21 protein-coding genes are annotated in these 21,186 nt (G+C 34.6%); 11 read left to right on the forward strand and 10 right to left on the reverse strand.

The genetic code is table 11. From position 1 onward, the window contains the following. Positions 1–65 precede the first annotated feature (65 nt). The 6 genes from WBQ70_RS13410 to dnaA form a co-directional block, all read right to left on the reverse strand. Positions 66–947, reverse strand: a complete 882-nt coding sequence (locus WBQ70_RS13410) for an SDR family oxidoreductase (protein WP_423915087.1) — start codon at positions 945–947, stop codon at positions 66–68. 77 nt (positions 948–1,024) lie between these two features. Beyond that, entirely contained in the window at positions 1,025–2,152 is a 1,128-nt protein-coding gene (locus WBQ70_RS13415; RefSeq protein WP_423915089.1) for a methionine aminotransferase, read from the reverse strand. Between the two features lie 44 nt (positions 2,153–2,196). After that, complete coding sequence (locus WBQ70_RS13420; RefSeq protein ID WP_423915090.1) at positions 2,197–2,919, reverse strand: SAM-dependent methyltransferase; 723 nt, start codon at positions 2,917–2,919, stop codon at positions 2,197–2,199. 166 nt (positions 2,920–3,085) lie between these two features. Then, a complete protein-coding gene (locus WBQ70_RS13425; RefSeq protein ID WP_423915092.1) occupies positions 3,086–4,141 on the reverse strand; it encodes a family 16 glycosylhydrolase in 1,056 nt (351 codons plus the stop codon). A gap of 303 nt (positions 4,142–4,444) precedes the next feature. Further along, positions 4,445–4,912 (reverse strand): low molecular weight protein-tyrosine-phosphatase, encoded by a 468-nt coding sequence (locus WBQ70_RS13430; protein WP_423915093.1) that lies wholly within the window; start codon positions 4,910–4,912, stop codon positions 4,445–4,447. A gap of 4 nt (positions 4,913–4,916) precedes the next feature. Further along, entirely contained in the window at positions 4,917–6,344 is a 1,428-nt protein-coding gene (dnaA, locus tag WBQ70_RS13435; protein ID WP_423915095.1) for a chromosomal replication initiator protein DnaA, read from the reverse strand. A 199-nt stretch (positions 6,345–6,543) separates the two neighbouring features. Here dnaA and WBQ70_RS13440 point away from each other — a divergent pair, with 199 nt between their 5' ends. Beyond that, positions 6,544–6,945, forward strand: a complete 402-nt coding sequence (locus WBQ70_RS13440) for an acyl-CoA thioesterase (RefSeq protein WP_423915096.1) — start codon at positions 6,544–6,546, stop codon at positions 6,943–6,945. 23 nt (positions 6,946–6,968) lie between these two features. Here the strand turns inward: WBQ70_RS13440 and WBQ70_RS13445 are convergent, their stop codons facing one another. The 3 genes from WBQ70_RS13445 to ribD are packed head-to-tail and all read right to left on the reverse strand — an operon-like array spanning position 6,969 to position 9,266. After that, positions 6,969–7,601 (reverse strand): IMPACT family protein, encoded by a 633-nt coding sequence (locus WBQ70_RS13445; RefSeq protein WP_423915098.1) that lies wholly within the window; start codon positions 7,599–7,601, stop codon positions 6,969–6,971. A 5-nt stretch (positions 7,602–7,606) separates the two neighbouring features. Next, complete coding sequence (locus tag WBQ70_RS13450) at positions 7,607–8,212, reverse strand: HAD family hydrolase (RefSeq protein ID WP_423915100.1); 606 nt, start codon at positions 8,210–8,212, stop codon at positions 7,607–7,609. Next, positions 8,205–9,266, reverse strand: coding sequence for a bifunctional diaminohydroxyphosphoribosylaminopyrimidine deaminase/5-amino-6-(5-phosphoribosylamino)uracil reductase RibD (gene ribD, locus WBQ70_RS13455; RefSeq protein WP_423915102.1), 1,062 nt, complete (start codon positions 9,264–9,266; stop codon positions 8,205–8,207). Before ribD ends, WBQ70_RS13450 begins: the two co-directional genes overlap by 8 nt. A gap of 172 nt (positions 9,267–9,438) precedes the next feature. Here ribD and prmC point away from each other — a divergent pair, with 172 nt between their 5' ends. After that, positions 9,439–10,287, forward strand: a complete 849-nt coding sequence (gene prmC / locus WBQ70_RS13460) for a peptide chain release factor N(5)-glutamine methyltransferase (protein WP_423915104.1) — start codon at positions 9,439–9,441, stop codon at positions 10,285–10,287. Between the two features lie 94 nt (positions 10,288–10,381). Here the strand turns inward: prmC and WBQ70_RS13465 are convergent, their stop codons facing one another. Beyond that, a complete protein-coding gene (locus tag WBQ70_RS13465; RefSeq protein WP_423915105.1) occupies positions 10,382–11,626 on the reverse strand; it encodes an ABC transporter permease in 1,245 nt (414 codons plus the stop codon). A 468-nt stretch (positions 11,627–12,094) separates the two neighbouring features. On the opposite strand from WBQ70_RS13465, the gene hisS reads away from it, so the two are divergent. The 9 genes from hisS to WBQ70_RS13510 all read left to right on the forward strand — a co-directional run. Then, on the forward strand, positions 12,095–13,465 hold the full coding sequence (gene hisS, locus WBQ70_RS13470) for a histidine--tRNA ligase (RefSeq protein ID WP_423915107.1): 1,371 nt from the start codon (positions 12,095–12,097) through the stop codon (positions 13,463–13,465). 295 nt (positions 13,466–13,760) lie between these two features. Further along, the gene (locus WBQ70_RS13475; RefSeq protein WP_423915108.1) at positions 13,761–14,336 is read left to right on the forward strand and encodes a nucleotide exchange factor GrpE; all 576 of its coding nucleotides are present in this window, start codon (positions 13,761–13,763) and stop codon (positions 14,334–14,336) included. Positions 14,337–14,382: 46 nt separating this feature from the next. Then, on the forward strand, positions 14,383–15,498 hold the full coding sequence (gene dnaJ, locus WBQ70_RS13480) for a molecular chaperone DnaJ (protein WP_423915110.1): 1,116 nt from the start codon (positions 14,383–14,385) through the stop codon (positions 15,496–15,498). A gap of 370 nt (positions 15,499–15,868) precedes the next feature. Beyond that, positions 15,869–16,792, forward strand: a complete 924-nt coding sequence (locus WBQ70_RS13485) for an ABC transporter ATP-binding protein (protein WP_423915112.1) — start codon at positions 15,869–15,871, stop codon at positions 16,790–16,792. 47 nt (positions 16,793–16,839) lie between these two features. Continuing rightward, the gene (locus WBQ70_RS13490; protein ID WP_423915114.1) at positions 16,840–18,156 is read left to right on the forward strand and encodes an ABC transporter permease; all 1,317 of its coding nucleotides are present in this window, start codon (positions 16,840–16,842) and stop codon (positions 18,154–18,156) included. Positions 18,157–18,257: 101 nt separating this feature from the next. Then, on the forward strand, positions 18,258–19,421 hold the full coding sequence (locus WBQ70_RS13495) for a sigma-54-dependent transcriptional regulator (RefSeq protein ID WP_423915116.1): 1,164 nt from the start codon (positions 18,258–18,260) through the stop codon (positions 19,419–19,421). 75 nt (positions 19,422–19,496) lie between these two features. Beyond that, positions 19,497–20,156 (forward strand): DEAD/DEAH box helicase, encoded by a 660-nt coding sequence (locus WBQ70_RS13500; RefSeq protein WP_423915118.1) that lies wholly within the window; start codon positions 19,497–19,499, stop codon positions 20,154–20,156. Between the two features lie 69 nt (positions 20,157–20,225). Continuing rightward, positions 20,226–20,444 carry a DUF2007 domain-containing protein gene (locus tag WBQ70_RS13505; protein WP_423915120.1) on the forward strand — a complete coding sequence of 73 codons (219 nt, stop codon included), beginning with the start codon at positions 20,226–20,228 and terminating at the stop codon, positions 20,442–20,444. A 101-nt stretch (positions 20,445–20,545) separates the two neighbouring features. Beyond that, on the forward strand, positions 20,546–21,186 hold a 641-nt coding region (locus WBQ70_RS13510; RefSeq protein ID WP_423915121.1), incomplete at its 3' end, for a Cof-type HAD-IIB family hydrolase.

Here is a 21,186-nt window from a genome sequence, read left to right on the forward strand (position 1 = left end):
GATTTACAGCGGTTTCGCCTGAGTTTAAAAAAAAAATCCATTCCCTAATGAATGGATTTTTTTGTTTATTTATTTTTTTTAGCTTTTATCATAGTTTCCAATTGATCCCAAAGTTCTTCAGGAATAGCTTCTAGAATATTAAATTGTCCTGCTCCTTTAAGCCATTCACCCCCATCAATTACGATTACTTCACCATTGATATAAGCTGAAAAATCAGATACTAAATAAGCAGCTAAGTTGGCTAACTCTTGATGATCGCCTACGCGTTGTAAAGGGACTTTTTTAGCCATATCAAATTTTTCGGCTAAGTTACCAGGAAGGAGGCGATCCCAAGCCCCTTTTGTAGGAAATGGGCCTGGTGCAATTGCGTTGGTGCGGATTCCATATTTTGCCCATTCCACAGCAAGACTTCGAGTCATAGCAAGTACACCTGCTTTTGCAGTAGCACTAGGAACTACATAGGCGGAGCCAGTCCAAGCGTAAGTAGTTACAATATTCAGTACGGTAGCACTCTCTTGTTTGGTATCTATCCAGTGTTTTCCAAAAGCAAGAGTGCAGTTTTTAGTTCCTTTGAGAACAATATCGATTATGGTGTCAAAGGCATTAGCCGACAACCTTTCGGTAGGTGAAATAAAATTTCCAGCGGCATTGTTTAGAAGTATGTCTACTTTACCAAATTTTTTTATAACTGCTTCCAGCATTTGTTCTACTTCTTCATAATGGCGTACATCGCATTGAAGAGGTAAACATTCTCCTTTGGTTTCTGTTTCTAATTCGGTGGCGGTATTTTGTAATTTTGCTAAATCTCTGGAAGTGATGGCTACTTTGGCGCCCAATTCAAGGAAATATTTGGTCATGGCTTTACCAAGACCACTGCCGCCTCCAGTAACGACAATTACTTTTCCTTTGAGTGCGTCATCGCGTAACATCTTGGCTGTAAAATTCATAATGCTAGGGTGTTTCTTGTAAATATAAAGAAATTAAATATAGTATGCATGCATAATAAAGGTATTTTAATGAAAAATTAAAGTTGACAAAGTTTTTTTGCGGCGGCTTCTAAAGTGTGATTGTCTTTGGCAAAACAAAAACGAATTAACTTTAAATCTTTTGCATTAGCATAGAAAGTAGAAATAGGAATTGCGGCCACTCCGTGTTCTTTGATTAATCTTTTGCAAAAATCAACATCATTTTCATCTGAAATCGAGGCATATGAGACTACTTGGAAATAGGTACCTTCACAAGGAAGGAGTTCGAAGCGGCTATTCTGGAGTAATTCTCTGAAATAATCTCTTTTTTGTTTGTAAAAAGAACGGATTTCATCAATTAAAACTATGTCTAGGTATTGGCTAATGGCCGCCTGCGATAAGCTATTCACGCTGAATACTAAAAATTGATGCACTTTTTTGATTTCGGACATCAGATTTTCTGGAGCGATTATATAGCCAACTTTCCAGCCTGTAACATGAAAAGATTTTCCAAAAGAGGAAGCGGTGATGCAACGATTGTGTAGTTTTTCTCTAGTATGTACAGAGATATGTTTTTCTTCAAAAGTTATGTACTCATATACTTCATCGGAAAGTAAAAGTATCTGAGGTAATTTTTCAAGAATATTTTCAAGTTTTTTTAAATCAGAAACATTTAATGTTTTCCCCGTTGGGTTGTGAGGATTGTTAATGATGATAAGTCGTGTTTTTGAGGAGCAAGCATTTTCAATGGTTTCCCAATTAGGTGTGTAATCATCATTTAACGAAATGCGTACTGGCACCCCGCCACTCATTAATACTGAAGGTTCATAAGAATCATAACTAGGATCAAGTATGATTACTTCGTCCTCATTTTTTACCAAAGCTTGAATTGTGGTAAAAATTCCTTGAGTAGCGCCAGTAGTGATCAATAGTTCCGTCTCAGGATTGATAGTTCGTTGGTATTGTTCTTTAGTTAGTTGTGCTATTTTTTCTAATAAAAGGGGGTGACCCGCCATGGGGGTGTATTGATGCACTTCTTGTTGTGCTAATTGTGAAACGATGTTTTTTAAGCGTTCATCAACTGGGAAGTTAGGGAAACCTTGTGATAGATTAATGGCATTATGTTCAAATGCCAATTTTGACATAACTGAAAAAATGCTGGTACTAATATTGGGAAGTTTACTCATGAAAAAGTTTGGTTGTAGAAAACTTGTGAGTTTTTAAAAATAAATTACATTTTATGAATAATAAAGATCGCAGGACGGTTGTGTAAATCGACCGTTTCTTTTTTCCAATCTTTTGCTTTTTTTGTTTTGATATATTCTGTTGATAGTGTAATATCTGCGGCAATGCATAAATGTGTTTCAGGATTCAAAATTTGCAACAAATCTTCCAGCATTTTGTTGTTGCGATACGGGGTTTCAATAAAAATTTGGGATTGATTTCTTTCTTGAGAAATTTTTTCTAAAACTTTTAAATTAGCCTTTTTTTCTCCTTTTTCAATAGGTAAGTATCCATGAAAAGTAAAACTTTGTCCGTTCATTCCTGAGGCCATCATAGCGAGTAGAATAGAGGAAGGTCCAACTAAAGGAACCACTTGAATTCCTTTTTCATGTGCTAACTTTACAATAACAGCACCTGGATCGGCAACACCAGGACAGCCTGCTTCGCTCATTAGCCCCATGTCTTTCCCTTCTAGTAAAGGTTTAATGAATTCTTTGTGTTCCTGTATTTCTGTACGCTTGTTTAAAGCAAATAATATTAATTCTGATTGTTTCTTTTCAGGTTGTACTTGCTTAATTGATTTCCGAGCTGTTTTTTCATTTTCAACGATATAGTAATCGATTAAATCAATGGCTCTTTTTATAGTTTGTGGTAAAACATCCATAGGGTCACAATCTCCCATTGTTGTTGGAATTAAATAGAGTTTTCCTAGTGTATTTTGCGATTTCATTTAGAGGTGTTTTTATCAGTAAAATGGAATACAAATAACGGAAATAAATTGTGATAATCAATAGTGCATAAGTATAAAGAGTCCTGTGGAGAGTTCTATTGAATAAAAAAAACAAAGCCTATTTGAAATAAAACTCAAATAGGCTTTGTATATAAGTGAAGTAATATTATTTAGTAACTGGTTTTAAAATACGAATCCAATCGATTTTCATAGTGTTTCCATCAATGTCTTTGATTTCTTCATCAGTTGGTGTGCACCCAATTCCAGCTCTCCAATTTTGGTCTTCCATAGTAATTAAGATGTCCATTGCTTTGTTTAGTCCTGTACGGGTAGTTTTCTCTTTTGTTGGAGATGTAAAACTCTTTGGGTCTATCCCATCTTTACCGCCTGAGCTATCAAGGTTGTTTGTAGAACGAACTAATTTTCCATCAATATAATATTCTAATTCAGTAGGGCTTTTCCAATAAACACCATAACGGTGATATTCATTTGTCCAATCACCTACTTTGCTATCTGTGTACCACGTAGTAGCATCAGCTGGCTGGTAATCTTCAAACGGACTTCGGATAAATACATGATGGCTTAGGTGAATTGTTTTTGAAAATTGTCTGCCACCTGCAACATTATTTCTTGTTGCTTTTCCTCCCCATGCTTCCATAAAGTCAATTTCCTGTGTGTCGTCAGGACTTAACATCCATGCACCTGAAGTACATACGGTATTTGCTATTTTAATCCTGCTTTCAATATAAACGGGATATTGTATTTGTTTGTTAGAATAAACGGCTCCTAGGCGCGTAGCTTTTCCTGTTAATGTATTTCCGCCATAATCATATGACTTTGTCTCCCCATCTACACGTGTTGTTTTTAGTTGTAATAAGCCATCAGCAACCGATACATTTTCATATGTCCATTTTGTTAGTCCTGGACCATCCCATGCATTGTGGTAGAAATTAGTCCATTTGCCATTGGTGCCAAAAGTTGTTTTTGATGCAGTAGCAGCGAAGTTGTATTCAAAATCATCAGAAACATCCTCTTGAAATTCCCATTTGTTTCCTGTTCCAGCATCTGCGGGTACAGGTATTAATCTCCAGTCTGTTATTTCTGGTGTTGGCGTAGGAGTAGGCGTCGGTTTTAAAATGACTGTTTCAGCAGGATCGGAGTCCTTAGAACAAGAAGTTATACTAATCATTATTATTAGTAATAAAGATGCAAGTTTTTTCATAGTAGTAAATTGTTAATAATACTATCTTTTGTTACTTTGTTTTCAGCTTAAAAATAATGCTGGAAGCAAAAAAATAAAGGGTCGTTTTATTATTGTTAATATTTAAAACAAAGTTACATAACTGAAAAAGCAGACCGAAAAAAACAAGGTTGATTTATAGGTCGTGTACCTCGTGAAATACTAGATATAAACTAGACAAAAGGGTATTTGCTTGATATTGTGCTTCTTTACATGTTAAAAAAAAGTAAAAATTGAAGTTGTAATCTGTTAGATAGAAAATTTTAAAAAGAAGAAATAATGAGATTATATGTGTTTTGTTGTTAACTTTTGTGCAATATTATTGCAGGCTTCATCAAGCATTTTGTATACTAAATCGAAGCCATTGGTTGTTCCGTAATAGGGGTCTGGAACATCTACATTTTCGTTTGGAAATAATTCGTTTAATATCATTTTGACTTTAGCAATATCCTCAGGATTTTTTGCTAATTTAATTACATCATTGTAATTGGAGCTATCCATCACATAGATGTAGTCGAAAGTATCAAAGTCGGTAGTCTTGAATTGTCTTCCTTTTTGTTGGGAAATGTCGAGATTGTTTTTTTTAGCTATAGCAATTGAACGCTTGTCTGGTGAATGACCAATATGCCATGAACCGGTCCCAGCTGAGTCAACTGTGAATTTGTTTTTAGGAAGTTTTGAAGCTAGTATGCCTTCTGCTAAAGGCGAGCGGCATATGTTTCCAAGGCATACCATTAAAATTTTAACAGCCATTGTGTTAAAGCGTTAATTTTTTGTGGATATCATCAACAAATTTTTTAAATTGTTTGTCGGTGGTTACTAAGTTGTCAACTGTTTTACAAGCGTGTAAAACTGTAGCATGATCACGATCTCCAATTTGTGATCCAATATTGGCTAATGAGGCTTTAGTGAATTTTTTGGCAAAAAACATCGCTAATTGTCTTGCTTGAACAACGTGCCTTTTTCTGGTTTTTGATTGTAAGGTTTCCAAGTCCAATTGGAAATAATCAGAAACAATTTTTTGAATGTAATCTATAGAGATTTCACGTTTTACATTTTTTACAAATTTTTCTACAACACCTTTTGCAAGCTCAATAGTTACTTCTTTTTTATTAAAAGAAGATTGAGCAATCAAAGAGATAATAGCTCCTTCTAATTCGCGAACATTTGATTTAATGTTTCTTGCTACATATTCAATGATTTCTTCAGGTATTTCTACACCGTCTCGGTAAAGAATATTTTTTAAGATAGAAATTCTTGTTTCGTAATCTGGTTGGTGTAACTCTGCTGATAGTCCCCATTTGAAACGAGATAACAAACGTTGTTCGATATCTTGCATGTCAACAGGTGCCTTGTCAGAAGTCAAGATTACTTGTTTTCCATTTTGGTGTAAATAGTTGAAGATGTGAAAAAACACGTCTTGAGTACCTGATTTACCAGAAAGGAATTGTACGTCGTCAATGATTAAAACATCAATTAACTGATAAAAGTGGATGAAATCATTTCTATTATTCTTTTTGACGGAGTCAATGTATTGTTGTGTGAAAATTTCGGCTGAAATATATAGAACCGTTTTTTCAGGATATTTGTCTTTGATTTCAACTCCAATAGCATGTGCTAAGTGTGTTTTTCCTAATCCAACTCCTCCGAAAATTAATAATGGGTTGAAAGAGGTTCCTCCAGGTTTATTGGCTACTGCCATACCTGCGGAACGAGCTAGTCTATTTGAGTCCCCTTCTAGGAAGTTATCAAAACTATAATTAGCATTTAGTTGCGATTCAATTTTTAAATTTCTAATACCAGGAATTACAAAAGGGTTTTTTAATTCAGGATTTAGATTTTTTAATGGAGCATCAACGTCTTGGGGTTTCATAGGAACTCTATTGGCGCTTGGTAACTGTTCAGTGAACGGTTGTTTGTTGCCATAAGTGTTTTCCATTTTGATTTTATAAAGTAACTTTGCATTTTTACCAAGTTCTTTAGTTAGTGCCACTTTTAATAATTTAACATAGTGTTCTTCTAACCATTCGTAGAAAAATTTACTTGGAACTTGAATATAAAGTGCGTTATCGGTAAGTTCAACTGACTTGATTGGTTCAAACCAAGTTTTGTAGGCTTGGTCTTGAATGTTGTCTTTGATAAAAGACAGGCAGTTTTCCCATACTGATTGTGCAGTTTTGTTCATAAATTCTATGTAAATAATGTTTAATTTAATAATAATTGCTCCGTGGTAAAGCAACCTTTTTTTGTCTTCCTTTAGGGTTAACAAATATGTGAACAAATTTCTGTAAAAAAAAATATTTGGGGGTTGAATTTGTAGAAATAATGTTGTAAGTAGGTTGTTGAGTTTGGGAAAAATAGTAATAATTTTTTTGAAAATAAATATGAAAGAATTCGATTTTAAAATTAGAGTAAGGTATTCAGAAACAGATCAAATGGGGGTTGTTTATCATGGTAATTATGCACAATATTTTGAGATGGGGCGTGTTGAATGGCTTAGAAACATTGGGATTTCGTATAAGTGGATGGAGGAAAATGGGGTGATGTTACCAGTTGTCTCTTTAACTATGAATTATAAAAAACCAGCACGATATGATGACTTAATAACTGTTAAGACATTGTTTAAAAGTCAGACTTCTGTTAAGATAGAATTTGATTACGAGATCTATAATGAGAAAATGGAGTTGTTAACAATTGGTCACTCTGTTTTAGTGTTTGTAAACATGAAAACGGGTCGTCCAATGACTCCTCCTGACTACGTTAAAGAGCGTCTTTTGCTGATTTAAAATTGTAGCAAGGGAGAAGTTGTTTATTCCGCAATTTTAATGTGAATTTCATATGAAGAATTGAAAATGTCGAATATACTTTCGGCATTTTTCTTTCGTGTTTTAATTTCAATTTGGCCAATAGGTAACCCTGAATGAATGCTTATTTCCATTTTTTGATGTACAATATCCAGTTTTTTTTCCTTGATGATGCGCATTGCTTTATTCATATGTTGATAGTCAAATGAAATTAAAAAATGAACATCAACCGTTTTTTCGATAATCTCACAAATATCAAGGGTTGTTTGTGCTGATGTTTTATAGGCAGATATGAGTCCGCCTACGCCAAGTTTGATTCCTCCAAAAAAACGAACGACTGCTACTAATATGTTTGTTAGTCCAAAAGACTGTATTTGTCCATATATAGGAACGCCAGCAGTGTTGTTGGGTTCTCCATCGTCATTAGCACGATAAGTAATTTTTTGATCTCCTAATTGATAGGCATAACAGATGTGTCGAGCGCTTGGATGTTTTTTGCGAAGCGCTTCAAGTATTGGTTTGACTTCTTCTTCAGACGTAATTGGGTAAGCGTATCCGTAAAACTTACTGCTTTTTTCTTTAAACAGGGTTTCTTCGCTAGGAAAGGCGATGGTTTTGTACGTGTCGTTAAAGTCCAAAAAAGTTATTTAATGATTTTCTTTTCAAATAATTCTACCACATCTTCTTCGCCTACTTGTAGATTCCAAACTTGTAAACCAATGGTTTTGGCAGCATCGGTATTTTCTTTTTTATCGTCGACAAATAAGGTCTTTTCAGCGCTAAGACTGTGATTTCTTAATACATACTCATAAATCTCAACGTTTGGCTTGCGCATTCCAATTTCGTATGAAAAATATACGTGTTCAAAACAACGGTAAAAATCAGAGTAAAAAGTTTCACCTGCTTTTTTTTGGAATCTTTCAATATGAATAGCATCCGTATTGCTTAATAGGAACAAGCGATACTTTTGCGTAAGCATTTGTAAAAATTCCAAACGATATAAAGGGAAATCTAATAAAATAGCATTCCACGTTTTTAAGATTTCGTCCAAAGTTGCATGAGGGCAATGTTTTTGAATGCCTGTTAAGAAATTGTCTTTTGAGATTTTCCCCATTTCAAATTGATGATTCAAATGGTCTAAATCCTCATTCCACTCTTTAAGACCTAATTTTTTTAGTCCTTCAAAGGTTGCGGGCTTGTCTAGGTTGATAAAAATATCACCAAAATCAAATATAATGGCCTCAATCATGGTTTTTATAAATTTTAAGTTCGTCTTGATTAATTTGTTGTTTGTCGAAACAAGAATGTTTTAATATAGGAGCTTGTGTTCCTTGTTTAAAAATGGATTTCCCTGTAAAAACTAATGCTTCATCCCAAAGTTTGTTGTCAATGAAAGTTTGTAAAGTTTGTCTTCCTCCTTCAATTATAACCGATTGAATTTCATGCTTGTATAGCAATTTACTAATTTGGCTCGAAATTTCTTTTCCAAAATCGATACTCTCAAATATACAATTTTCTGAGTTTTTTTCGGTGTTGGATTCACAAATTATTATAGTTTTAATTTGGTTCTTGAAAATATTGCTGTTTTTTGGAATTCGATTGTTTTTATCTAGAACAATTCGGATAGGACTTTTGCCAGTCCAATCTCTAACATCTAGTTTAGGGTTATCATCAATAACGGTTTGCGTGCCTACAAGAATAGCTTGCTCTTCGCTTCTCCATTTATGAACTAATTGTCTGGAGTATTTTGAGGTAATCCAAACTGGTTTTCTTTCTTTTATGTCATCCTGAGCTTGTCGAAGAATCGGTGCAATAAAACCATCTTGGGTTTCTGCCCATTTTAAGATGATATACGGTCTTTTCTTTTGGTGAAAAGTAAAAAAGCGTTTGTTGAGTTCGTTACATTCGGCTTCAAGGACTCCAACTGTTACATTAGTTCCAGCGTCGATTAATCGTTGAATGCCTTTTCCTGCTACTTTATTATTTGGGTCTATAGTACCAATAACGACATTTGGGATTTTATTTTGAATGATTAAATCACAACAAGGAGGTGTTTTTCCATAATGACTACAAGGTTCTAAACTGACATAAATCGTAGCTTTTGAAAGTAATGATTTGTCATTTACCGAATTTACTGCATTGACTTCGGCATGACCTTCACCAGCTTTTTTGTGCCATCCTTCACCAATTATTTTTCCATTATATACAATCACGCTTCCTACCATCGGGTTGGGGTAAGTGGTGCCTAAGCCATTTTTGGCTAGGTCTATACAGCGCTGGATGTATTTTTCATTGGTGTTCACTCCGCAAAAGTAATACTTTAGGGCTTGGATTTAAAATTTCAACTACGAATTCACGAATTACATTTTTAGTCATAATAAATTCATGGCGAACTTTTTATTAATTCAAAATGCTCACAAACAATTGTTACTTTTGCAATTCAATTTCAAGAGTTCTTGAATTTACTTTTTTCAAATGAACAGCAGACAATACCGTACTTTTTTTATTCAAGAACTAACAGCTCTTTATGGAGCAGATGAAGCTGAGAGTTTTTTCTATTTGATATTAGAAAACAAACAACAACTAAAAGCTATCGACTTGGCTTTAAATCCTAACCTAGAATTTTCTAATGAAGATTTAGAAGTTTGGAATAAGCTTTTAGAACAATTAAAAAAAGAAATTCCTATTCAATATCTTTTAGGAACGACCAGTTTTTTTGGATTAGAATTTGAAGTAAATGAAAATGTACTTATTCCGCGTTCAGAAACCGAAGAGTTAGTGGATTGGATTATTCAAGATAATTCAAAAACAGGCAAGTCTTTAAAGATTTTGGATATTGGTACTGGATCGGGTTGCATTGCTATTTCATTGGCTAAAAACCTTCTTGATGCACAAGTTTTTGCAATTGATGTGTCTAAAGATGCTTTGGCTATAGCCAAAAAAAATGCACAAACAAATGGAGTAAATGTTCAGTTTGTTGAACAGAATATCCTTGAAACCGAAGATTTACTACAACAATTTGATATTATTGTTTCAAATCCACCCTATGTGCGAGATTTAGAAAAAGAAGAAATCAAAAATAATGTTTTGGAATACGAACCACATTTGGCGCTTTTTGTTGCTGATGATAATGCCTTAATCTTTTATCGAAAAATAGCTGAATTAGCGCAGAAAAACTTAAGTCCAAACGGTAAATTGTATTTTGAAATCAACCAATATCTTGGAAAAGAAATGATTAATTTGTTAGAAGAATTAGGTTTTAAAAACATCGAGCTACGCAAAGATATTTACGGGAATGATAGAATGATTTTTGGAGAAAAGTAGCTCAGGTTCTGAGAGATTAAGATTCAAAGGAAGTAAGTATAAAGAAACTTATGGCGCGAAGTGCTTTCTTGGTGTTCTTTGTGTTTAAATTAAACTACTCGTATCGCAATGCCTCGATAGGATCCAATGTAGCGGCTTTAATTGCAGGATACAATCCAGAAATAATTGCCACAATAAAACTCGTCATAAAAGCGGCGAAAATAGCTAACCACGGAATTACAAAATCAAATTTCATTGCCGAAGCAATTCCAAAACCGATCAAAATCCCTAAAATTATCCCAATCAACCCTCCAATTTGACCTATTAATATTGTTTCGATAAAAAACTGCGTGGCTACGGTTGTTTTTTTAGCTCCTAAAGCTTTTCTGACTCCAATTTCACGTGTACGTTCCGTAACCGAGACGATCATAATATTCATCAAAGCAATTGACGAGCCTAGAATGGTGATCACACCAATTAGCCAAGAAGCCAATCCTAGGTACTTTGTAATCCCTAAAATTTTATTAATTAAATCGTCAGAACGAACAATTCCAAAATTATTTTCCTTCACAGGGCTCAGCTTTCGGATACTGCGCATACTACTAATTGCGTGGTCAATCGCTTCATTAAGCATTTCGTTTTTTTGAGTTAAAATGCTAATGGTGTAATTGATATTGGGCGCGGTAAACAAAGAGCGAGCAAGTTGAATCGGAATCAAAACACGTAAATCTTGATTATTGCCAAAGGTAGCTCCCTTTTCTTTTAAGACTCCAGTCACCTTAAATCGAGCACCACGAATGGAAATCGTTTTCCCTATTGGATTTACATCTTTTAGTAGTCCTTTTTCAAAATCAGAACCTATAATACAAGTGTAGGTATTGTTGCTGATGTCAAAATTGCTGAAATTCCTGCCTGAACTCGTCTCTAAACCCGAATTTACTAAGAAATACTCATCGACCCCCAAGATGGATATCTCGGGATCTGTTTTTTTAGTTTCAAATTTTACCTCGGCTGTAGAAGTTGCTTTAAAGTAGAGAGAGGTTTCTGTTAATGGAAAATTATATTTGTTTTTAAAAGCCACTGCTTCAGGATATGAAATGGTTGGGTTGATTATTTTTCTCGTTTCACCGTGGCGATTTCTAATGTCGTTTTCATATTGTTTGATAGAAAAAGTATTTGCTCCCATCGATGAGAAATCACTCGAAATGGTATTCTCTAAAGCTGAAACCACTGTTAGTATTCCTACCAATGCAGTGATACCAATGGCGATAATAATAACGGTCAAAATCGTTCGCAACAACTGCGTTCGGATAGAACCGATGGCGATTCGAATATTTTCTTTGAATAATTGGAGCATCATTTTAATTTGTCACTAAAGTACATTTTTTAGAGCAATTCTAGCTAAATACACAAGAACGATTTTTTAAAACCATATAAGTCATATAAGTTTAAAGCGATGTGTTTAAAAAAATCATGCATAGTAAATAACTTAGAAGTTTAATTTTTTTTGGAACACAGATTTTAGAAATTAAAGAAATTAAAAGTTTTACATTTTAAGATCCGCTAAAAGGTATGAGTCCCTACTTAAATGCTCTTCTATATCTTATATGGTTAAAAAATACACGTATGCTGAGAAGAAAACTTAAATGACTTCTATGTTGAAAAAAATAATACGCACAGTAAAAAGAAACTTATATGTTTAAAATTTTAAAATAGTAAACAGATTTATTTTAAAAATAAGATATTTGCAAACATTTTAAATTTAGGTTTTGAATTATTCGTTTTTCTGAATCCTAAATCTAAAAATTTAAAATCCTAAATAATTAAAATGGTATCTAAACCTAGTATTCCTAAAGGGACAAGAGATTTTTCACCTGCTGAGGTAGCAAAAAGACAATACATCATTCAAACTATAAAAAATAATTTCGAGAAATTTGGTTTCGCACCTATCGAAACACCTTCGTTCGAAAACTCTGACACCTTGATGGGGAAATACGGAGAGGAAGGCGATCGCTTGATTTTTAAAATATTGAATTCAGGCGATTATTTGGCGAAAGCCAATACTACGCATTTAGAAGCAAAAGACAGTACTAAATTAACATCAAGTATTTCAGAGAAAGCTTTGCGTTACGACTTAACCGTTCCGTTTGCACGTTACGTAGTACAACACCAAAACGAAATTGAATTCCCTTTCAAGAGATACCAAATCCAACCCGTTTGGCGTGCGGATCGTCCACAAAAAGGGCGTTTTAGAGAGTTTTTTCATTGTGATGCTGATGTAGTTGGTTCTAAATCTTTATGGCAAGAAGTAGAATTGGTTCAATTATATGATGCTGTTTTTACAGATCTAGGATTGACAGGAGCGACTGTGAAAATCAACAACCGTAAAATTTTATCAGGAATTGCTGAGGTAATTGGTGCTTCGGATAAACTGATTGATTTCACTGTGGCTCTGGATAAACTCGATAAAATAGGCGAGGATGGTGTGAAGAAAGAGATGATTGAAAAAGGAATTTCAGAAGAAGCAATTACAAAGGTGCAACCATTGTTTAACTTCACAGGAACTATTTCTGAAAAAATAGAAAAATTATCCCAGCTTTTGGCGGAATCTGAAGAAGGAATGAAAGGAGTGGCAGAATTGCGTTTTATCTGTGATAATGTGTTGCAATTAGGCTTATCAACGGCAATCTTAGATTTGGATGTAACCTTAGCTCGTGGACTGAATTATTATACTGGAGCCATTTTTGAAGTTGCCGCACCCAAAGGTGTTGCGATGGGATCTATAGGTGGTGGTGGTCGTTATGACGATTTGACTGGAATCTTCGGGTTGAAAAACATGAGTGGTGTAGGGGTTTCTTTTGGACTGGATCGTATTTATTTGGTGGTCGAAGAATTGAATTTATTTCCACAAACGGTAACAGTTTCCACCAAAGCTTTGTTTATTAATTACGGAGAAAAAGAAGCTTTCTATGCAATGAATGCGATGAAGCAATTGCGAGCTTCGGGTGTGAAAGTAGAATTGTATCCTGAGAATGTAAAAGTAGGGAAACAGTTTCAACACGCTGACAAACGAAATATTCCTTATGCTGTAATTGTAGGTGAGGAAGAAATGAAAGCAGGTCAGTTTGCACTTAAGAATTTAACAACAGGAGAACAAAATTTAGTTGATATAGTAGGCTTGAAAGAAGCATTGTTATAATAATAATCTTTGTGGGATGAGTATAAAAAAAGCTTTGTTTAGATAAACAAAGCTTTTTTTGATATAAGGTATGGTGAATTAATAATATAGGGGAATTAACCTTAAATTCTTTTTTATAAAAGAACAGATAACAAACATAAATAAAACAATTGATATAATTCACAAAAAAGTATTAAAATTTAAATTGATAATGAAAAAATAACAGTCGAATTTAGATTAATCGAAAAACGAAGTGACAATTTGGCATTTGAATAGTTTTGGCAGTACTTTTGCTCTCCAAAGGAAAGTGTAAAATATGTTTAAAAATATTTTTAAAAATAAAGGTAATATGACTACTGAAAATACAGAAATCGATCAAAAAATTGATGATGCGACATTGGAAAACAATGCAAATGATGTACAAGCTCCTGCTGAAGAGTTAAGTGTTGAAGAACAATTAACGCAGGACCTGGCAAATGAAAAAGATAAATTTTTAAGATTATTTGCTGAATTTGAAAATTATAAAAGAAGAACTACCAAAGAGCGTATTGAATTATTTAAAACAGCAAATCAAGATGTCTTATTGTCATTGTTACCCGTTTTAGATGATTATGATAGAGCTATTTATGAAATTGCAAAATCTAAAGATGAAGGTGTTATTAAAGGTGTGGTGCTAATTCATGAGAAATTAAAAAATATTTTAAGTTCGAAAGGGTTAGAAGTTGTTGAGGTTCAGGCTGGAGATGCATTCAATGCTGATTTTGCTGAAGCAATTACACAAATACCAGCACCATCTGATGATATGAAAGGTAAAATTGTGGACGTTCTTGAAAAAGGATACAAATTGGGAGATAAGATTATTCGTTTCCCTAAAGTTGTTATTGGGCAATAAATTTGCGTTTTACGCACTGCTGACATTTTCAACTAAATAAATTACAATGAAAAAAGATTTTTACGAGATATTAGGTATTTCTAAAGGTGCAGATGCTGCAGCGATTAAGAAAGCTTACAGAAAGAAAGCAATTGAGTTTCATCCTGACAAGAATCCTGGCGACAAAACGGCAGAAGAGAAATTTAAGGAAGCTGCTGAAGCATATGAGATTTTAAGTGATCCTGCGAAAAAGCAAAAATACGATCAATATGGTCACCAAGCCTTTGATGGTTCAGGTGGTTTTGGTGGTGGTGGTCACGGCGGTATGAACATGGATGATATCTTTAGTCAATTTGGAGATATTTTCGGTGGTGGTTTTGGTGGATTTGGTGGTGGCGGAGGCGGCGGTCCTCGCAGAACTAAAGGAAGCAACCTTCGTATCAAAGTAAAACTAACATTAGAAGAAATTGCTAATGGAGTAGAGAAAAAAGTAAAAGTTAAACGTAAAGTTCAAGCATCAGGAGTAAGTTATAAAACCTGCTCTACTTGTAATGGTCAAGGGCAAGTAATGCGTGTAACTAATACTATTTTAGGACGCATGCAATCAGCGACAACATGTCCTGCTTGTGGTGGTTCTGGTCAAATTTTAGATAAAAAACCTTCGGAAGCAGATTCGCAAGGAATGATTCTAGAAGATGAGACCGTTTCTATTAAAATCCCTGCTGGAGTTGTTGACGGAATGCAATTGAAAGTTTCTGGAAAAGGAAACGATGCACCAGGAAACAGCGTACCAGGTGATTTGATTGTGGCAATTGAAGAATTAGAACACGAATTTTTAAAACGTGAAGGTGAAAATTTACACTACGATTTGTATGTGAGTTTTCCAGAAGCTGTTTTAGGAATTTCAAAAGATATTGAAGCCGTAAATGGTAAAGTGAGAATCAAATTGGAAGAAGGAATCCAATCAGGAAAAATTCTTCGTTTGAAAGGAAAAGGAATTCCAAGTATCAATGGGTATGGAAACGGAGATTTACTTGTACATGTAAATGTTTGGACACCAAAAACGTTGAATAAAGATCAAAAACAATTTTTTGAAAAATATTTGGATGATGAAAACTTTAATCCAAATCCTGAGAAATCAGATAAATCATTTTTTGAAAAAGTAAAGGATATGTTTTCGTAGGTTCAAAGAGGTTAAGAGTTATTTGTTAAAGGTTATAAGTTATTAGGTCTTTAATCAATGAAAATATTATATGTATCAAAAACCCATTCTAATTTGTTTAGAATGGGTTTTTTTTATGGGAATTAAATGTCTTACGTGGATTGTTTAACGATTTTGATTTTTTACAAGTCGCTAATTGTAATTTTCATTGTAAAGACAGTATAAAGCTAAGTGCGGTATTTGTGTAAATTGTATACTCCCCTCACAATAAAATATAAGTTTTGAATTAAAATTTGTGAATCTGCGGTTATTTTTAAGTCTTGTTTTTTATCGAACAAATCAAAGGATTTCCACCCGAATTATTTACTTTTACACAAATTCAAAATTAAGAATGAGTAATTTACTTGAAGTCAATAAAGTCGTAAAGCAATACGTTGATTATGTAGCACTTAACGAGGTTTCATTGTCCGTTCCCAAAGGAAGTATTTATGGTCTTTTAGGTCCAAATGGAGCAGGAAAAACGTCCCTAATCCGAATCATCAACCAAATCACATTACCAGATAGCGGTCAAATCATCTTAGACGGTGAAAAACTACAACCCAAACACGTACAACACATTGGTTATTTGCCCGAAGAACGTGGCTTGTACCAAAGTATGAAAGTAGGGGAGCAGTGCTTATATTTGGCACAAATGAAAGGCTTGACCAAAGCGGAAGCTAAAAAACAATTGGATTATTGGTTTGATCGTCTGGGTATTCAAGGATGGTGGAACAAGAAAATCCAAGAGTTATCTAAAGGAATGGCACAAAAAATTCAGTTTGTGGTTTGTGTGTTACATCAACCTAAGTTGTTGATTTTTGACGAACCTTTTTCTGGTTTTGATCCGGTTAATGCTAATGTTATCAAGGATGAAATATTAGCGCTCAAAGAACAAGGCGCAACCATTATTTTCTCTACACACCGTATGGAAAGTGTCGAGGAATTATGTGATGATATTGCTTTGATTCACAAATCCAATAAATTGATTGAAGGTAAATTGATTGATGTCAAACGCCAATTCAAAACCAATAGTTACGAAGTTGGAATCCTATCCGATGATGTTGAAGGATTGATGTATGCGATTACTCAAAAATTCACTGTAGGTCCAGCTAATTTCAAATCATTAGGAAGTGAGCTGAAATTAGAGATTCATATTGGTAACGCAACACCTAACGAACTTTTGAATGTATTGGTTCAAAAAGGACAAGTGATGCACTTTGTAGAAAAAATCCCGTCTGTCAATGATATTTTTATCCAAACAGTAAGCGAAAAATAAATTTTTAGGGAAATCCTAATAAAAAAATCCTTAATCATAATTTGTAAATGAGTATTATATCATTAATCATAAAAAGAGAATTTATAGCTAAGGTGCGCAATAAGTCATTCATCGTAATGACTTTTTTGAGTCCGTTGTTGTTTGTCGCTATCACTATATTGATCAGTTATTTGAGCTCCATGAAGTCTGACACCAAGCGTGTGGCTATTCATGATGCTTCTGGTTTGTTTGTCAATGATTTTGTGGCGCAAAACAATCCTGAAAACGAATTCAAATACATCGATTTGTCGCCTGTAGCAATTCAGTTTCTCAAGGATAGCATCACAAATCAACAATATGAAGGAGTGCTGATTATCCCAGATACCAAGGACATATCTGAATTAGAATCTAAAGTCGAATTCATATCCAATGGAAGTCCGAGTATTTCTTTCATCGAAAATGTACAGGGTATTATTGATGCTAAAATCACCAAAATAAATCTAGAAACGGCGCATTTAGATACGCTTGCCATTCAAAAAGCACAATCGCATATCAATCTAAACCTTGTTAAAACCTCTGGCGAAGAAACGGTCAAAGGACTGAACGAAATCAAAATTTTCATTGGTGGTGCTTTTGGTTATCTCGTGATGATGTTTATTATCATTTACGGAAATATGGTCATGCGTTCTGTTATCGAAGAAAAAACAAACCGCATTATCGAAATTATTATTTCTTCCGTTAAACCTTTCCAGTTAATGATTGGAAAAATCATCGGAACCTCACTTGCTGGAATCTTACAATTTACCATTTGGGCAATAATCGGATTATTGTTAATGACAACAGCATCAATGATTTTTGGCGTTTCAACAGGAGCCGTAGCTCATTTACCAGTCTCTCAAATGCCTCAAATCCCAACGGAATTTACTCAAACTGCCCAACTATACATCAAGGAATTATGGCAATTGCCTATCGCTTCAATTCTCTTAGGATTTGTCGTTTATTTCATCGGTGGGTATTTCTTGTACAGCTCGTTTTACGCCGCTATTGGTGCCGCAGTCGATAATCAAACAGACTCCCAACAATTCCTATTGCCTATTATCATGCCATTAGTATTGAGTGTTTATATTGGTTTTTTTAGTGTTATGAACGATCCGCACGGAACAATTGCTGTTGTTTGTTCGATGATTCCGCTTACATCGCCTATTGTGATGCTTATGCGAATTCCTTTTGGCGTACCTTTGTGGCAAATTGCCATTTCGGTCACCTTGCTTTTTGGAACCTTCTTAGGTGTGGTTTGGTTTGCAGCCAAAATCTACCGAGTAGGAATCCTGATGTACGGCAAAAAACCAAGTTGGAAAGAATTGTACCGATGGTTGAAATATTAATTTTTTGAAGTTGCTAAGGTTCTAATATACTAAGATTTTTTAGTTCCTAAGAATAAAAGACTCAGTACCTTTGCAACTATGAATCTCAGAACCTTAAAAAAATGCCTAAAATACTAATAATAGAAGACGAAGCCGCCATCCGAAGAGTATTATCCAAAATACTTTCCGAAGAAAATAATACCTATGAAGTGGAAGAAGCGGAAGATGGAAGTGTAGGTTTAGAAAAAATAAAAAGCAATGATTACGACTTAGTACTCTGCGACATCAAAATGCCCAAAATGGACGGTGTTGAAGTCCTAGAAGAAGTCAAAAAAATAAAACCTGAAATTCCAATGGTGATGATCTCAGGTCATGGTGATATGGAAACAGCCATTAATACTATGCGTTTAGGTGCTTTTGATTACATCTCAAAACCACCAGATTTAAACCGTTTGTTGAATACTGTCCGCAATGCTTTAGACCGCAAGCAATTAGTAGTAGAAAATAAAATTTTAAAGAAAAAAGTTTCCAAAAATTATCAAATCATAGGTGACAGTGAAGCTATAGATCACATTAAATTGATGATTGATAAAGTCGCTCCTACCGAAGCTCGTGTGCTTATCACAGGTTCAAATGGAACAGGGAAAGAACTCGTAGCGCATCAATTACACGAAAAAAGTGAGCGTGCAGCATTCCCTTTAATTGAGGTGAATTGCGCCGCTATTCCATCAGAGTTAATAGAAAGTGAGTTGTTTGGTCATGTCAAAGGAGCTTTTACCTCCGCAGTTAAAGACCGTGCAGGAAAATTTGAAGCAGCTGATAAGGGAACGATTTTCTTGGATGAAATTGGAGATATGAGTCTTTCGGCTCAAGCCAAAGTGTTGCGTGCATTACAGGAAAGTATGATTACTAGAGTAGGTGCCGACAAAGACATTAAAGTTGATGTACGTGTCGTAGCAGCCACCAACAAAGATTTAAAAACCGAAATTGCCGAAGGGCGTTTCCGTGAGGATTTATACCATCGTTTAGCAGTGATTTTAATCAAAGTACCTTCACTAAATGAACGTCGCGATGATATTCCGCTTTTGGTAACTCATTTTGCGGATAAAATCGCCTTAGAACAAGGAACAGCCGTAAAGAAATTTTCGGACAAAGCCATCAAACTATTGCAAGAATACGATTGGACTGGAAACATACGAGAATTGCGAAACGTAGTAGAACGCTTGATAATCCTAGGCGGAAGTGAAATTTCTGAAACGGATGTGAAGCTGTTTGCTAGTAAATAAAATAGTTATGGGTTAGCGGTTATAGGTTATAAGTTTAGCCTGATAACTCATAACTCATAACTTATAACTAAAAATATGAAATTAAAAAAATTAAACGAAGGACTTAAAGAATCCTTAATCGATAATGGTTTAGTAGAGGCCAATGAGCTGCAACAAGTAACATTTTCGACCATTAAAAGTGGTGCCGATTGTTTGATTCTTGCTCCAGCCGGAAGTGGGAAAACAACAACTATTGTTATCAATGTGATTCAGCAGTTGGTCAAAGAAGGGGAGCAATCCCCTCGTGCTTTAATTGTTGTTCAGGATAAAGACAAAGTGCTGGAAATGTTGGATATGTTTGAAAAATACGGAAGACATACGGATCTAACCGTTTTTGGCGTTCACGACAAAGGCGATATGGATTATGATAAAAACTATATTTCGGGCGGAATTGATGTACTTGTTGGGACACCTAATAAGTTAAGTAATATGTTGTCTACGGCGGGATACAATGTCAATCGTTTGAAAATGTTTATCGTTGATGATGCCGACCCAATGTTGCGTTTGCGTCATGAAACTAAAATCATGCGTATTTCGAACAGTATCGTTAAAACACAACGCATTATTTTTGCCACTGAAATGACAGAGCGCATCGAATCTTTGGCGGATAAAATGCTAATCGAACCATTTGAGTTTGATTTTGATGAATACGAAGATGAGGACGAAGAGGACGATGACGAAGAAGTGAATAATTAGAATTTTATATTGTTTTCAAGGTCTATTGAGTGAAAACTTTAAACGTTAAACAAAAAAAACAAAATTATAATGGGATTAATGAAAGTGTTTTCTGGGAGTGAAGTTTTAGCTCTTGCTTTAAAAGAAAAAATTGAAGCAGCAGGTGTTGATGTGGTGATGAAAGACAATATTCAATCAGCACGATTGGCAGGTTTTGGTAGTTATGGTCAAGCAGTTGAATTGTTTGTTCAAGAAACCTTATACGGAAAAATTTATTCTATTATTGAGGAATTCAAACTGAATTTATAGATTTCAATTTTAAGAAAAATAAACACAGATTCAATATAGAGGTTAATTTCTAAAATAGAAGTTGTTCATTTGTGAAACCTGTCGGAATAAAATAGGATTGTATGAAATACAAAATGTTGGTCTTAGACATGGATGACACCTTGTTGATGGATGACCACACCATTTCGGAAGAAAATAAGAATATGTTGGCTTTGGCCAAAGAGGCTGGTGTACACATTGTTTTAGCATCGGGGCGTCCTACGCCTGCAATGGTTGAATATGCAAAAGAATTGAATCTAGAGGATTCCTTTATTATTTCGTATAACGGAGCAGTAATCACGGATTTAAAAAACAATGAAGTGATTTTTGAACAAACGTTAACGCAGCAACAAATTCACGAGTTGTACGATTACAGTTTGCTAAATAAAACACATATCATCACTTATCTTGATGGTGCAGTAGTTAGCGAAACCCATTCGGAATATATTGATGTAGAGCTGACTATTACAGGTTTAAATCACAATGTTGTCCCTAATTTTAAGGAAGCAATCTACAAGCCAGCGATAAAATGTATTTTGCTAGAAGAACCAACGTATTTAAAAACGGTTGAAGCAAAGCTGAAAGCCGCCATGCCTCATTTGAGCGTGTGTATGTCAAAACCTTTCTTTCTTGAAGTAGCTCAAAACGGAATTGATAAAGCGGCCAGTGTACATTTCTTAGCCCAACGACTTAATATTCTTCAGTCAGAAGTGATTGCTGTAGG

Origin of the sequence: Flavobacterium sp. (assembly GCF_049590715.1) — a bacterium.
Taxonomy (GTDB): domain Bacteria; phylum Bacteroidota; class Bacteroidia; order Flavobacteriales; family Flavobacteriaceae; genus Flavobacterium.